General features: G+C 41.3%; 10 protein-coding genes and 1 pseudogene. 5 read left to right on the plus strand and 6 right to left on the minus strand.

The annotated features are described in order from the left end of the window. Positions 1–2: 2 nt before the first annotated feature. Positions 3–788: a mechanosensitive ion channel family protein gene (locus ABIC84_RS06850; RefSeq protein ID WP_429263102.1), complete on the minus strand. Its 786-nt coding sequence runs from the start codon at positions 786–788 to the stop codon at positions 3–5. 143 nt (positions 789–931) lie between these two features. Here ABIC84_RS06850 and ABIC84_RS06855 point away from each other — a divergent pair, with 143 nt between their 5' ends. The 3 genes and pseudogenes from ABIC84_RS06855 to ABIC84_RS06865 all read left to right on the plus strand — a co-directional run bounded on the left by ABIC84_RS06855 (position 932) and on the right by ABIC84_RS06865 (position 4,576). Next, on the plus strand, positions 932–1,129 hold the full coding sequence (locus ABIC84_RS06855) for a type II toxin-antitoxin system RelB/DinJ family antitoxin (RefSeq protein ID WP_429263103.1): 198 nt from the start codon (positions 932–934) through the stop codon (positions 1,127–1,129). A 61-nt stretch (positions 1,130–1,190) separates the two neighbouring features. After that, positions 1,191–1,418: pseudogene (locus ABIC84_RS06860) on the plus strand (type II toxin-antitoxin system YafQ family toxin); the annotation flags it as partial. A gap of 122 nt (positions 1,419–1,540) precedes the next feature. Next, positions 1,541–4,576: a glycosyltransferase family 117 protein gene (locus ABIC84_RS06865; protein WP_429263104.1), complete on the plus strand. Its 3,036-nt coding sequence runs from the start codon at positions 1,541–1,543 to the stop codon at positions 4,574–4,576. A gap of 61 nt (positions 4,577–4,637) precedes the next feature. On the opposite strand, the gene ABIC84_RS06870 is transcribed toward ABIC84_RS06865, so the two are convergent. From ABIC84_RS06870 to ABIC84_RS06880, 3 genes are all read right to left on the minus strand, one after another. Beyond that, positions 4,638–5,540, minus strand: coding sequence for a metallophosphoesterase family protein (locus tag ABIC84_RS06870; protein ID WP_429263105.1), 903 nt, complete (start codon positions 5,538–5,540; stop codon positions 4,638–4,640). A gap of 213 nt (positions 5,541–5,753) precedes the next feature. Then, positions 5,754–8,867, minus strand: a complete 3,114-nt coding sequence (locus ABIC84_RS06875; RefSeq protein ID WP_429263106.1) for a lantibiotic dehydratase — start codon at positions 8,865–8,867, stop codon at positions 5,754–5,756. Positions 8,868–8,954: 87 nt separating this feature from the next. After that, positions 8,955–9,119 carry a hypothetical protein gene (locus ABIC84_RS06880; protein ID WP_426580663.1) on the minus strand — a complete coding sequence of 55 codons (165 nt, stop codon included), beginning with the start codon at positions 9,117–9,119 and terminating at the stop codon, positions 8,955–8,957. Positions 9,120–9,561: 442 nt separating this feature from the next. Between ABIC84_RS06880 and ABIC84_RS06885 the strand changes: the two genes are divergently transcribed. Next, positions 9,562–10,581, plus strand: a complete 1,020-nt coding sequence (locus ABIC84_RS06885; RefSeq protein WP_429263107.1) for a sensor histidine kinase — start codon at positions 9,562–9,564, stop codon at positions 10,579–10,581. Then, positions 10,568–11,305, plus strand: coding sequence for a LytR/AlgR family response regulator transcription factor (locus tag ABIC84_RS06890; protein ID WP_429263108.1), 738 nt, complete (start codon positions 10,568–10,570; stop codon positions 11,303–11,305). Before ABIC84_RS06885 ends, ABIC84_RS06890 begins: the two co-directional genes overlap by 14 nt. 1 nt (position 11,306) lies before the next feature. Here the strand turns inward: ABIC84_RS06890 and ABIC84_RS06895 are convergent, their stop codons facing one another. Both ABIC84_RS06895 and ABIC84_RS06900 read right to left on the minus strand, forming a co-directional pair. After that, positions 11,307–14,279, minus strand: coding sequence for a lantibiotic dehydratase (locus ABIC84_RS06895; RefSeq protein WP_429263109.1), 2,973 nt, complete (start codon positions 14,277–14,279; stop codon positions 11,307–11,309). A gap of 437 nt (positions 14,280–14,716) precedes the next feature. Continuing rightward, entirely contained in the window at positions 14,717–15,967 is a 1,251-nt protein-coding gene (locus tag ABIC84_RS06900) for a DUF2130 domain-containing protein (RefSeq protein WP_429263110.1), read from the minus strand. Between the last annotated feature and the right edge of the window lie 231 nt (positions 15,968–16,198).

Genomic DNA, 16,198 nt, shown 5'->3' on the forward strand with positions numbered 1-16,198 from the left:
TTTTATAAACCAGGGATTTTTATCCCTGCCGATTTTATATCCTGCAAAATATTTTCCTGCACCGCCAGCTTGGTATCCTGAAAACCATGTGCATGTACCCATACATTCACGCCTACCCGGTAACCATCAGGATCTAAACCGGCTATACCTATCCGGCGATCCGGAGTTTCCAATATATTTTTTGATTTATCAATAGAGGAGTTAATGACCGACTTCACTTCGTTATAATCGATATTATTAGTAAACTTAAGCTCGATATCAAGCCTGCGGGTGCCTTCCCTGCTGATGTTAATAATCACTTCGTTTGATAGTTTGCTGTTAGGCATAATAACTATCCTGTTATCGAAGGTTTTAACAACGGTATAAAAGATCTGGATAGCGGTAACCGTGCCTTCAAGTCCCTGGGCTATGATATTATCACCAACAACAAAAGGTTTAAGCAAAAGGATGAGCACACCACTGGCAAAGTTTTGCAGCGTCCCTGAAAGTGCCAAACCGGCCGCCACACCAAAAGCACCAACAAGCGCGGTGAACAAGGTAATTGGCACACCCATTATCTGCACAACCCCTAATATCAGCAGCACACGTGGTATAACGCCCACAAGGCTTTGCAAAAAGGGTTTAATGGTAGGATCTATTTCCTTTTTCTGCATATGCCCCTGCCACCATTTCAGCAGCAGGTTAATCAGCCAAAGGCCGATGAACAAAACTACCAGCCCAATCAAAAAACTGGGCGCGTAACGGATTACCCATACGTAAACCTGGTCATAAAACTTCTCTATCTTCATAACATAAAATGTTAAGCTTCCGGATGAAAAACAATTAAAGCTTAACGCATATCCGGAGGAAGAGTTTGTTTTTATAGTTAACGGCATCCCCATCCCCACGGTAATTACTTATAAACTAAACAGATTATTGATTATTTTTGTATATGCAAACACTCGAGATAATAGTTCCTGATGATAAAACGCGTTTGGTTAAAAATATCCTGAAAGAGTTGGGTGTAACTATCAAAATAAAAAAAGAGAAAAAGACACCCAATGCCGAAACCATCGCGGCGATAGATGAATTAAAAGCAGGCAAAGGCAAAAAGTTCAAAAACGTAGACGAACTCTTCGATAGTATTTGATTTGATCATGTTTGAAATCGTCGCCTCAACCAAATTCCTCAAAGATTGAAAATTACTTAAAAAGCGTTCGCTTAACGATTTTCAATTACTCCAAAACGTAATTACCACCCTCGCCGATAAGGGACATCAGGGTCTCGACAAAAAGCATAAGGTCCATAAATTAAGTGGCAGCTACAAAGGTTATTGGGAATGCCACGTAAAACCTGATCTCCTGCTCATCTGGGATGAGAATGAACAGATCAATCTTTTAGAATTAGTACGAACCGGAACCCACTCCGATCCGTTTTAACAACCATTTAACACTTCAACCCGCCAAGTGTTAACAAATGTTAAAAGTGTTAAATTTCAGTACGTTACCAATTTTAAGCCCTAATTTGGTATTAACTATTTGAAAAAACTTTACACTTTATCATGAGCTACAACAAGATCAACAACCTTTTGGGCTGGCTTTGTTTTACCCTTGCATCCCTAACTTACATCCTTACTTTAGAGCCCTCTGTAAGTTTTTGGGACTGCGGCGAATTCATTTCCTGCGCCTGTAAACTCCAGGTATCGCACCAACCAGGCTACCCGCTTTTTGCCATGATTGGCAAAGCCTTTTCCCTGCTCTCACTGGGCGACAGGACAAAAGTTGCCTACTTCACTAACCTTGGTTCGGCATTGGCCAGCGGGGCTACCGTTATGTTTTTGTTTTGGAGTATAACCGCCCTTGCCAAAAAACTGCTTGCTATTAAAAATACCCCTGTTAACAAAACCCAAACCTTACAAATAATGGGTGCCGGACTAACCGGCGCCCTTGCTTTCACCTTTACCGATACGTTTTGGTTTTCGGCGGTTGAAACTATTGTTTTTGCATGGGCATCATTGTGTACTGCGATAGTTTTTTGGGCTATTTTAAAGTGGGATGCCGTTGCTGACGAACCTCGGGCCGACAAGTGGCTGGTTTTTATAGCTTATGTAATAGGTCTTTCTATCGGCATTCACCTGCTCAATTTATTAACGATACCAGCTTTGGTAATGGTTTATTACTTCCGCAGGCATAAAAACATCAATATTAAAAGCGGTCTGATAGCATTTGCCGTGAGCATCCTGATCCTGGCCTTCGTTCAGTTCGGGATAAGGGGATATACCATTGGTCTCGCGGCCCGGTTCGATCTGTTCTTTGTGAACAGCCTCGGCCTCGGTTTTGGCAGTGGCGTGTTGTTCTTCTTCCTACTGATCATAGGTTTATTTATTGTTGGGATCAGGTACAGCATCCGTAAGCAAAAACACCTGTTGAATGTAAGCCTGCTATGCATTGTGTTTGTTTATTTTGGATACAGTTCCTTTGTTTATATCCCTATCAGGGCATCGGCAGGAACCAATCTGAACAATTCGCACCCCAGCGATGCCTTTACCATGTATGAATACCTTAACCGTACCCAATATGGCGAAACTCCCTTACTTAAAGGCCCATACTTCGATGCTAAAATAACCGATGTTACCGATGGCACACCGCTGTATCGCAAAGGAAAAAGTAAGTACGAAGTTGCTTATAATAAGCCTAACTATGTTTATGACCATACGAGTATCCTGCCCCGCATGTGGTCGACAGAGGAAAATACTACTTATGCACAGGATGCCCAGTTTTACCGCGACTGGCTGCAACTAAGCGATAACGCCACCCCTACTTTTTCGGATAATTTACGGTGGATGTTTAGCTGGCAAATGTACCAGATGTACTGGCGTTATTTTATGTGGAATTTTGTTGGCCGTTATAACGATGACGATATTGAAGGTCAAACCAATATGAATGGCATTGGCGGCAACTGGACATCGGGTTTGTTTAACAACACATCAAATACCCCGAAATTTATATTGAATAACGTTACCTATACTCCGCTTTACGCCTTCCCATTGGTAGTTGGATTGCTTGGCATGTTCTATCATTTCAAAAAACGGAAGAAAGATGCTCTGGTAATAACGCTGCTATTCTTTTTCACCGGGCTTGCCATCGTTTTGTATGTTAATCAGCCATCAGTACAACCCCGTGAGCGCGACTACTCATACGTGGGTTCATTTTACGCTTTTGCCATTTGGATTGGCCTGGGCCTGATAGCCCTGATTGATATCGTGCCTAAAAAGATCAACCCACAGTTTGCCACCATTGGAGCATTTGTTATATGTACTATTGTTGGGCCTGTATTGCTGGCCAGTAAAGAGTGGAAAAACCACGACCGTTCAACCAAAATGGCGGCACATGATATGGCTTATAATTACCTGATGTCGTGCCCTAAAAATGCGATTTTGTTTGATCTGGGCGATAATGATACTTACTCACTGTGGTATGATCAGGAGGTGGAAAACATCAGACCGGATGTACGCATCGTAAATCTGAGCCTGTTAAGTGCCGACTGGTCGGTAAGGCAAATGCAACGCAAAATAAACCAGGCCGACGCGCTGCCCATTACCATGAGCTTTGATAAATACAAGCTGGGTACCCGTGATGTGATCAGGTATAACGATGCCAAAATACCGGGCTATGTTGATGTAAAAGATATTTTTGATTTTATCACATCAGATGATAAACGCACCCACGTTGAATATACCAACGGCACCACCGAAAATTATCTGCCTACCAAAAACTTCAAGCTGGCGGTTAATACTGATGATGTAATGAAAAATAAAGTTATTACACCTGAGCAAAAGGGCATGCTAACAGATACCATGAAATGGAAATTCCCTCCTAATTATATTACTAAAGAAAACCTTGCCATGATAGATATACTTGCCCATAATGACTGGAAACGGCCTATCTGCTTTACCACCTCCATCAGTCAGTCGAGCATGATAGGTTTGCAGCCTTATTTGTACCAGGAAGGTTTTGCTTACCGTTTGCTGCCTTTCAAAACAGATTCATCATTAGCCGATCAGCTTTCAAAAACAAACAGCCTGGTGATGTACAGCAACGTGATGAACAAGTTTAAATTCGGCAATTTTAAAACAGCCCGGTACCTTGATCAGCAATCAACCCAGGTATTTTATCCGCAATTGGTATCAACCTTTTCCGATCTTTCGGCAGGGTTATTAAAAGATGGTCAACCAAACCTTGCACTTAATGCATTGCATAAGTATGAAGAAGTGATGCCTGACATCAACCCTAACTTTATGGCTGCCCAGGGTAAAATAACAATGGCCGATACCTCTTATAAGCTTGATTATGCCAAACTGGGCAATAAGCTCATCAAAAGCGTTAACAATTATCTTACTGATAAGCTTGATTATAACTACCATCAGTTGCAAAAGGATACGGGCAGGTTAAGTCCGCGCGATGTACAGATCAGCATGTCACTGTTAAACAACATGGTTGCCATCACCCATAACGGCAATCAAAAAGAACTAAGCGGACAATTAGTTGCCCAGCTTAATGATTATGCCGAAAAGTTTAAAAGTATTCTCCAGCTCTAAACAACCAACATATATATGCTATGGGGCGGGCTATTTGATTTGGCCCGCCCCTTTTTATACTTTAATAATTCACATACTTCTCTTCAAAAGTACCATCGGCATACAGGTCGATCAAACCATAGCCGGGAGCTGTTTCCCGGCGGTTACCTTCCCACCAGGCCCCCGAAACTGCGCCGTTGCACAGGTAAGTAACATTGTTATAAACCACCTTATCGCGCATGTGCAGGTGACCGCTCACACATAATTTTACGTTAGGGTGCTGGTAAAACAGGGTGATGATCTTAGCAGTATCAGTATGCATATCGCCGCCGAGCATTGTCCACTTGTTTACAATATCATCCTCTATCATCAATAAAGCCGTTAGTATCGGAATGTGAGACATTACCATTACAGGCATATTGGCGTCTGTAGCTTTCAGTTCGTCACTTAACCAGTTAAGCTGCTCATCGCCCAGTTTGCCAATGTACCAGGTATTATCAATATCTAAATGAACACTGTCCAACACAATGATCTTCCAGCCGTTTTTAACCATACTGTAATAAGGCTTTACTAATTGCAGCTTATCAAGGGCATATTTTTTTCCGTAAACGGCCTGCCCCTTGTCATCTTCATACCACCAGATATCATGGTTGCCCAGGCAATAATGAACGGGCAGGCTGCATTCGTTTTTCATGATGTTTTGCACCAGCTTCCATTGATCATTGATAGTGCCGATGTTTTCCTTGTTCATATCAAAAACAATGTCGCCGCCATTTAATACCATATCAACCTTTGGCGTTTGTTGCTGCAGGTGGTGAAGGCACCTGGTAAACCTGGCAGGGGCGTCAAACTTATCCTTCAGGTGCACATCGGTAATGTGTGCTATTCGCAATGATGGCTTTGCAACCGGTGTTGTATTGCCAAGCGCTAATGAAGGCGCCAAAAGCAGGCCGCCTATATTTTTTAATGCTGATCTTCTTTCCATACTGTAAAAGCTGCCTCCCGGGTTCTGGCAATTTTGGAGCTAAAAATACATTTATAATTATTGATGAGCCGCCTGAATTTCTGTTAAACTTTTATTAAGAAAACAATAATCTAAACATCTGTATAAAACAAAAAGCCTTCCGCGTTAGCAGAAGACTTGATGAGATTTGTGTAGGGAAGGTTAAAATATTATTTCGGGGCACTTAGCCTTTATTTATTGAAGATATGGCCTGCCCGCCATGTACTCATTTACAGCCCCGGCGATGTATTTATTATCGTAACCCGTTTCTTTGTTTTGCAAAACTGATTTATAATAAAGCAGCAGAAAATCGTACACCCCCAGTTCGTGAACCTGCTGCCTGGTTTTAAATAAGCGGTTCATACTCATTTGAATAAGGCTGATCACAAGCAGGTTCAGATCCTGCGGTACCGTGCCGGATGAAATAAGCTCGGCAAGCAATAAAGCTGCCGGTCTGTTGTTTAAACTCCGGTACCTGAGCAGGTCGTTGCCTGCAACCGCGGCACCTTCGGCAAAAAGGCCCTCAATCTGTTTCCGGTAATGCCTGTATTTAAAAGTCAGTTGCTTTGAAAGCAGGTTATCATAATTAACTTCCGGATATGATGAAGCTACGAGCAACTCCATAAGCTCGTTTTTTTGTTCGATCTGAAAATCAAAATCATTCAATAGCCTGTCAATTGATAACAGCCCCCAGAGCCACTTTGCCTCTTCAAAGTTTTCGGTCACATCTGCTCTTGATAACAGACTGGCTATGGCAAGGCTATCGTTAAAAAACAACTGTTCAACAAGCTCAATCGACGCCTCCCCATAGCGTTCCAATTCGCGCTCATAGGTATCAAACTGCACCTTCCAGATCTGCTTTGATTTAATTAAGGCCGAAAAGCAATAGTTAATATTTTGAATGACCCTGCCCAATGCAAATACAGAAGCCAGATGGACCCTAAAACGAATATGAGGTTCAGGGTCAGCATAACGTACATAAAACCACTGATCAATCAAATCTTCATGGTAAAGCTTTTTGCTTAGCTGTATCAGCTCATTACCTATCACATGTTCGGCAGTTTCAATACCACAATACAGTTTTACGTACAACCATTCATCACCCGGGAAAAACTGGCGTTTAGCTGCATTTGTACTAAGCGGCCCCATACCGGTATATTTGCCGGCTACTTTTTCGCCCCGTTTTAAAACAGCCACAAACTGGTTACCGATAAGCTTCTCATCCTTCTTTTTAAGCATGATATTATCGCGTTCGCCAATGTATTCCTTTAAAATAATTTCATTCTTTTTCTTGCATGACGAAAGCCATGCAGCAACCTCAAGCCTGCTGTTGGTATGTACAACCAATTCACTGTCAATATCTGTAAAAACAAAAGCCTCGGGCAGATCCCAGTATTTAACAAACTTCGCCCACGCTTCGTTGTAATCAACAGCCAATTCTTTTAACAGCTGCTGTAAATCAGCATTGGTGATGTACCAGGTTTTTAAGGCTAATATTACGCCTTCATAAACTACCCTTGGCGTTTTGGTTACCCCAAGTTTAGGTAATATGTCAAGATTAAACCCAAGCTCGTATTTTGAATCCTGGCGTTGCAGATCGGCCAGGAACCGGTACACAGGTAAGGCCGTCATACCGTAATTACATGCTGTATTTAAGCGGGGGATAATCCGTTTGCCTAATTTGGCCGAACGCAGTACAACGTTGCTCCCTTTAACAGATACCAGCAGATCTGTTAAATTAACCTCCTGGTCAACGGCGCCTACCGGTGTTTGAAACTGGTAATCCCGATATGGTACAGAGCTAAAGCTCCCTAAGCAGTCATCAGGCGTGTGTACAATTTCGGCAACTATGGCCGGCTCATAAATACGGGCTTCCGTTTCGGCCATTTCATCAAGCACCTGGCCAAAATTCCGCTCGGCATTGGCCAAACGGCCAAACATAGCAGTGCCGGCCGGCCATCCGCAATGTTCAAGGTACAGCAAGGGCTCATCATGGCCAGAAATTCGGAACATTACCGAAAAACTTGGCGGCAACTCATCATCGTAAGCTTTAACGTTGTTAAACTGTGACTTTTGCAAATGGATAATTTCCTGCCCGGGGTTATTAACAATTTGTCCGATAAGCCACTTCACGGCACTGGTATATTGCAGATCTTCCTTATCAGCTGCCAAGCCAGATGGTTCTGTATAACAGTTTATGGCATAGCCGATACCTTTTTCAGGATCAAGCGCTTCTGTTAGCAAAATCTCCCGCTCATGATAGCGGTCGCGGAAACGTTTTATAAACGTTTCCAGGTTTTTACTTTGGTGCCTGGGTGTGATCCGGTTAAGCAGATCAATGGCATCAAGCAATTTATCGGCATACACTTTATCAAGCGTAGCCGAATCTGTCTGCCTAAAATAATCAACCTGCAGCAATGTCCCCTCTGAGGCATCACCTGGCAAATCTTTCAAAATCATAGCAACCTTATTATTTTTTGTAATTACATTATCGATGCCGGTCAGCACCTGCTTAACGGTATTCAGTTTTGATAAATAGTTTTGTGCCTGTGCACTTTGATGTGACAACCGGGTAAAAATGCCAATAGCCTGGTCAAGGTATTCCCCGCTCTCAATACACGGTTCAAGCTCACTCCACAAAACCTGGTTTTTAATCAATTGGTCCAAAAAAGCAGCGGCATCTTCCGGAGCTCTGCCAAGTGTTTGCGTTATAAATAAGTCTATCGAATTATATGTCCTGGCGTTTTCACAAAACCCGATAACCGCCTGCAGATCGTCAGATATCTTTACCTGCGATGCTTTGTATTGACCACAGTTTACAGTTTGCCGGTCAACTTTATGGTAGGTACCGTTTAAGGTATACAGTGTTTTATTTGCCCTGTAACTTAACAATGTCCGTATGACACGGTTATTTAAAATTTGACTGTTCAAATTAACCGCTGCGGCAACATTAAGCCTTACGTGCTGGTAAGCATCCCCAAGCTGTAAATCGGTCGTATCTCCCCAGGTAACAGGAGCGCAACCTGCAAATAACCCTGACGGATTGGTGCCGGTTGCGCTCCTGTTAATAAATTTGGCAAGGGTTATTTCAAGCCTCTCCAGTTTTTTCGCGTCGGTAATATTATCTATATGCAAAACCGCTTCATACAGATCTTTAGAGGTAAGCCAAAGCGCCTGCATAAACAATTCATCTTTTGTGAATGCCCTGATGGTTTCTTTATTAATTGTTTCCACGCAATCAAATGCAGGAAACCTGAGCATCAGGCCCGATGAGAATTTATATTGCTCGGATAATTTGGCTGTTTTCATAGTGGTTACCTCTAATGGTGGCCGCTTTATTTAGGCACTAATCCTTCACTACAATCACCCGTATTTAAACAGGTTGATACCTCTCAATTAAAAGGCCGTGCCTGTGGTAGTAGTCGTTGTATCAACAGTAGTAGTACCAGCAAGCAAATACCCTGCGTTATTTTTTAATGTAGGATTTGAAATTATGCGATTTAAAATCTGTACTTGTTTAATTTGGATTTTTGGTAAAGAAGCTTTGTCATGATTTTTCATAATTTTAAACTTTTAAATGGTTATGAATTATTAGTTATTTATCCGTGATAGGATAAATGTGGTTAACAGGCTTTTACTCGAGAAAAATTTAGTACCAATGCCTGTTTATGAATGACCAAAACCGTATTTAAGAGTGACAAAAAAATAACGAGAGGCCCTTACAGCGAATAAGGAGAGTCCCAAAACAATATCTCAGAGCTTGTTTTTGGGAGATTATTTATATTTTTTATGAGGGAGTAATTATTTTTTTAGCAGGCTTGAGTATTAAGTTCTTTAACACTTTTTTCGTCTCTTCTTTACGAATTTGAAACGCTGATCAATGACATACACAATACTATGATTGTGATCTCGCAATGCTTTGGAGATTTAAGAAAATTTGACAATAAGCTCTTTAACTAACCTGAATATCAACAATTAACAATATCAAGTTGCACAATATATAATGAAGCTAAAAATAATAATGCAGCATTTGCTGTTTTGGTTCGGCTATATGCTTTACGAATCAATCATAGGCTTTTTTGGCGTTGGTGTAAATGTTTTAGGTACGCTATTAGCATTTACTGTAAATACCAGCGTATTTTATGCAACCAGTAGTTGCTTTAGCTCATTAAAAAAGCGTATAAAAAACCCCGTACTACTATTTTTATTGATGTTTTGTGCCGTTTCTGTTATTGTAGCAATATCTATGATATTTAAAATATTTGTAGATATGATCCTTGACCATATCAAATTCAGCGATGATATCAACAAAGTACGGATAACTGCTCTTATAATGCGTTCAATTTATTTTGTGATGATGGGTTTAGCTTACTCAGTTTTTAGAGAGGTTTTACAAAAAGAGAGAGAAGTAGCAACACTGGCAAAGAAAGCCCTTCAGGCCGAACTAAACGTCATCAAATCACAGATCAATCCGCACTTTGTATTCAACACACTCGGCTTTTTATATGCTGAAACTTATAAGAAGCTTCCGGAAGTAGGGCAGTCAATCATCACACTTTCGAACATTATGCGGTATGCATTAACCAAAAATGAGGACGGGTTTAGCAGCCTTGAAAGTGAGCTTGCCTATATCAAAGACTTCATAAAAATTCATGAAGACCGCAGCAAAGCTTTTTTCATGAAGATAAGTATCGAAAGCGATATTGTTCCGTATAAGGTAGTATCATTGGTTTTAATTACCCTTATCGAAAACATGTTTAAGCACGGCATTTTCAATCAAAGCACAAAGGAGGCTGTGCTGAGCATTACTGTTGAAGATGGGATGCTGCATTTTTATTCGCTTAATTATAAAAACAATAACAGCATTAACAAAGTACAGTCGAACGGGATAGGGTTAAATTATATTCGCGAAAGATTAACGGACGAGTATGGCCGGGACGGATATGAACTATTGGTGGATGAAACGCATAACAGCTATGAATGCAAACTTACCATGCCTTTAAAATATCATGAAAGTAATTAACTGTATTATAGTTGAGGACGAGCCTTATGCCATTGATATTTTAAGCGATTTTATATCAAAGGTGCCTTTCATTAACCTTACCGAAACGTTTACCAATCCTATTGAAGCACTATTATATTTAAAAGGATCAGCCACTGACCTCATTTTTCTTGATATAAACATGCCTGAGCTTTCGGGTATCGACCTGATCAAAATGCTGCCTAAAAGCACGGAGATCATCATAACATCAGCCTTTAGTGAATTTGCGCTGGCGGGATTTGAAAACAATGTGCTCGATTACCTGCTTAAGCCCTTCGCTTTCGACAGGTTTTTACAGGCTTCACAAAAAGCCCTTGATAAGCTAATACTGCTTTCATCTAATAAGCCAGCGCCGTTAATTGACATGCAGCCAAAGCCCGACTCATTTTACCTGAAAACCGACCACGGTAAAATTGTGCGCATCAACTTTGAGGATATCATTTATATAGAAGGACTTAAAAATTACTGTTCGGTTTTTACAGAAAATGAACGGCATATCTCGCTGGTGAGCATGAAAACCTTGGTTGATACCCTACCCCAGGAAAATTTTGCACGGACCCATAAATCATACATTATTGCTTTAAAGCGCATTAAAGCTATTGATGGCAACATGGTGATCTTTGATAAGATCAAAGAAAAGATCCCGATAGGGGTTACCTACCGTGACAGCTTTTTTGCACTGCTCAATAACAAGATGTTCAAGTAAGCTATACTTTCCCGCTCCGGGCTTTTTCCGATTTAAGGAACTTTAAGAGCATCCCGTACAAGATGCACTCATGCAGGCGCTGCCGGCTGCTAAAATAGCGGTTAACTGCCATGTGGATCACGCTGCTCAAAAACTTCGCATTCCAATCAATAGTGTAGTTTTGCAGCAGTAATTCTACCTGCATTCTTTTTTGCTGAAGCAGGCCATCGTATGCCAAAAGCAGGTTATTTAAACTACCATGATATTTCCGGTATAACTGATCAATTTGTATTTTGACAGCCTTATCATCAAACTCGGCAAAAAAATAGGCCTGCTGCCTTTCAACAAATTGCAGCTGATCGTTCAGATCCGGGCTCATCAGGTTTAAGTAATCCTTGATCAGCCAAAAAATAAGGAGCCAGTCTTCAGTGTCGTAACGGTTACTTTCAAGCAACCTGAACACGTTGCAGCAAAATGAAGTTTCAATACAAAAAAGCGCCTCGGCCTGTTCAATCTGTTGCCCATAGCGTTCCAGCTCACGTACATAGGTATCAAGCTGCACAACATGTACCTGTCCGCTGGTTAAAAATGGTGACAGTGCCTCCCGAACGGCCAGGTAAACATTCTGAAAATCAACCTCATCGAGCAAATTAATCCTAACCCGAATGTGATTATCCGGGTCATGATACCTGATAAAAAACCATTGCTTTATTTTAACAGTACCGGAATACGTTAACAGTTCATCCAATTTTAACAGCACCTCGTTGGCGATATTACTGCTGAGATATAGCTTGATAAACAACCACTCGCTGCCGGGAAAAAAATTACGCTGAAGTGTATTTTCAATATATTGGAAATATAGGGGCTTCAAAGGCCTATCGAAATGGAAGGGTGCAACAAACTGGTGCATATAAGGATCGCCATCCACATCTTGTACAATAGCCTCATGCTGAAGGTGAATACACTCAGATAAAATCAAAACCGGGGACTGCTTTGCTATTTCCTTTGCAAATACCTGTATACTAATTTCATTTGCAGTATCAATCAGTAATTCATTATCGCCCTTTATAATATAAAATTTATCGGGCAGCAACCACTCATCCCTAAAGCTATTAAACAAATCGCTGAATTTTTCAGCCTTGCAAAGTTCATCTAAAATAGCGGGCGTAAACTTCCAGGTGGCGCGGTGCAGGATAACGCCAAAGCTGGTTTCAACACGTGGAAAAAACACAAAATCTTTTGAAAGTGCACCCCAGTTAAAACTTAAGCTGCCATTGCCCCGCTGGTGCTGGATATCGCACAAAAAGGTGTAAATGGGGTGCTGCGACCTGTTATAATTATAGGCACTGCTTAAGCGCGGAACTACTTCCCGCTGATGTTTTTTTGAAAACAATTTAAAAACGCCCTGCTCAAGCTTTATGTAGATATCGTCAAGCTTCAAAACCGAACTGCCCTTGGCATCATCAATATAAGCCAGTTCATGAGGCCAGAAAGGCGGGTGCATCATAACGTTTAAGATCCGTTCTTCGGGCATATGGATCACTTCGGCAAACATGGCATCCGGGCAGTTGGCGATCTCCTTTGCCGCTATCTCTAAACCTGTTTTATAAATTTCGGTATCCCCAACTGCAAACCTTGCTATCATGCTTAAAGCGCCGGGCCCGGTAACTCTCTCCAGGTATACCATATCGTTTTCAAAAAGCTGAAAAACCGCCGACATGGAAAACGGCAAATGATCCGGGCTGCGTTCCTTGGCAAAATCATCGGGTATAACAACTTTATACTGTTTTTCAATTTTGGCGCGGTTTAACAGATTAAGCATTTTAAAATCTATCTCTGTATAATCCACCCATGAAGGCCCCCCTTCGCTTCCGGTATACAGCCCTTCTGTAAAAAGGGTTTCATGCTCATACCATTGCCCGTATTCAATTCCCGTATCGGTGTCAAATGCCTCCAGGAGCGGTACGCTCTGCTCCTCATACCTTTTCCCGAACCTGCCTTTAAACTGCTCAATCCTTTTATTGAGAGCCATGGCACTCATATTATTAAGCAATGCAATCGCCTTAGCTATTTTCCATTGCAATGATTGGTCAAGTTCCCGGCTTTCCGGCTCGTTAAACCTGGTTACATGTACCTGGTCTTTAAGTTCCTTGCCGGTTATTTGATTAGCAATTTGTTCAATAGCGGTATATAACGAAAACCAGTTTGAGCTTTCAGCATTTCCATTATTAACTTTGTTAAGCAAATCGACCAATTCATTAATGGTATCGCTTAATTCCGGATCATCAGTCTTTTGCAAAAAGACCGGAAAATCATACCCTATTGCCGGTTCAAATGCTGGTTTTAGCAGTTGCCCTTCAATAAGGTCATTAATAAACACTATGAAATCATCAGGCTCAAAATCCGGGAATTTTTCGAGCAGTTGTTGTTTATTCCATATTTTATCACCAACAACAGCAACTACATCATCAAGTACCTCATTGCAGGCAATCGCACTCACCTGGTAAACCCTTTGGTTATCAATAATTTGATAAGTAATAAATCGTAAATCTCCCCCCACTTTATAAAGGGTATTATTTAGCTTATATCCTGCAGATAATTGATTGGCATTTTCAATTTGTTTGGCAAGCGAAAAACTCACCACAGCGTCGGGCACTGCATGTCTCCTGAACTTTGCCGTAAGTTTTACTTTATTTGCAGCCCCCCAGTAAACTGATGAACAACCCGCAAACAGCCCAAACGGCGTAGCCCGGTTTGCCATACGGGCCATATATTTATAAAAACTTGATAGTAATTGAGCTTCTTTAGCTTTTGTTTGCTGCCCGTTTGCAAAAAAAGCATCCAGCTCATTATAAAGCGATTTACTTGCCAAGTAGATACTTTCCTTGATTAACCTGTTATTCCATAATGTAAGCAAGCTTTTTTTATCAAGCTTTTGCCTGTACGACAAAGCAGCCGAGCGTAAAATTAAACCGTTAATAAAATTAACTTTCATTTGGATGTACAGGCAAGGTTCAGTATGTAAACAGCTAATTTAAGTAAAAGCTATTTTTATTGGCAGGTTTGTTATGAGTGTTGTCTATTTCTTTGTTTATAATATGATTACCACAAAACTCAATTGATTAATCATTCTTGTTGAAATGATTAATCAATTGAGTTAATATCGCCCTGCTTTCATGCCTTTGCATTTAACGCAAAAATTGATATATAACAAGGCGATCAAAATAACTGCCATACAAGTATACTATCCAAAATAGGACAGCAAAAACTTACAAAATATCATCCTTCGGTAATTAAGAACATTTGATTCCAGGGCCTTCACTTATAGCCGAGGTTCAGGTTATCAATTTGCAAGCAATCCGCATGACACAGCATGATAACCACAAGCGACAACGTTCGCGATAGCATATGGACCGACTGAAACTACATTAATTACTCCAACAGCAACGCATCCTCATCATCGGTAAGGTTAAGCTGAATCGTATCACTCCCCGCAATCCCTTCAATACTGCCGCGGATGTGAGCGGCACTTAGCAGCACTTTATCCAATTGCTTTTCGCGGGCTTTCCAGAGTTTTTCCATGGCATCGCGTTCGCGCTGAATGGATTGGCGCATGCTCATATATCCTTCACGAATAGCCTTCCATTGCTCCGAAAACTCGCTGCTGGTAAGGTAATCATACAAAAGGTGCATTTTATCACCTTTATTATCCTGCGATTTGGCCAGGTTTGATAATTTCATCACCCCATCCCTTAAAATATAGGATACCGCCTTCACCTCATCAAAACTACAAATCCAAACCCCGTCACGCTCGCCAAAGCAATCCATCCCTTTCGGGTAGCACTGGGTTACAATAACGGCTACATCAACCCCCATGCTGCGCATGTCTTTTTTAAGCTTCTCGATCCAGTCTGCCGAAAAAGCATTGGTACGCTTGCTTTCATAAATAATGCGGCCACACTCCTGGCCAAACTGGTTACGCACGGTTTGTACGCAGTCGGCACCGCGTACGCCTTTCCCTACTTCGCTTATGATATCGAACGGGAAATAATTTCGTAATAACTCTTCCAGTATCAGCTCCTGGGCTTCGCCCTGCAGTTGCATAGAACCCTGCTCGGCTTTGCGCTTCATTTCATCGGCCAGTTTCTTCTGGTCGTCAAGCTGTTTTTCGAGCTCTTTTACCTTTAGCTGGTATTCAGTATCTTTTATGCTGTGGCGTTCGGCTTCCTGCTTTCGGATCTGGTCGGTAAGTTCGTTCCTCTGCTCCTGCAGCTTGCGCTGTACGGCAAGCTCCATTTCCTCTTCCTTTTGATGCAGTTGTTTCTCGCGCTGCAAAAATTCCAGCTCTTTCTGGCGTGATAGTTTTAGTTTTTCCTCAGTTTCAGCGGCTGAATTTTTGAGCAGTACAAGCTGGTTCTCAAAATCCTGGCTTATGGTTTTACGCAGGTTGTTTTCAAGCGTTTGCTGCAATTGCTTTTTTTCGTTGTTAAGCCTTTGTTCAAAAGCTGCCTGCTGCTGGCGCTCCTTATTTAAAAACTCCTCATCCTTTTTGCGGTACTCTTCTTCTTTTTGACGGGTATAATCCATCATTTTAACCCTGAGCTCTTTTTTATACTCCTCGGCCATTACCTCCTCTATCGGAAAACCAAAACCACAACTGGGGCACTTAACTTCTGTAGCCATATTATTTATATAAAAGCTGAGAGCTGAATGCACAAAGCTTTAAGCTAATAACTTGATTATTGATATTATTCAATTACTTAATAAAAGGAAAATATTTCCTGTAAATCAAAGATAGGGATTTTACTGTTTAGCAGATGATATGTAACTCATGAGGGGTATTAACATTATTGTAACAAAATGAAACTACAATGATAACAATCTGTTGTAAATGCCGTTTAAAATACCGAAGTT

The organism is Mucilaginibacter sp. 3215 (genome assembly GCF_050433785.1).
GTDB lineage: Bacteria > Bacteroidota > Bacteroidia > Sphingobacteriales > Sphingobacteriaceae > Mucilaginibacter.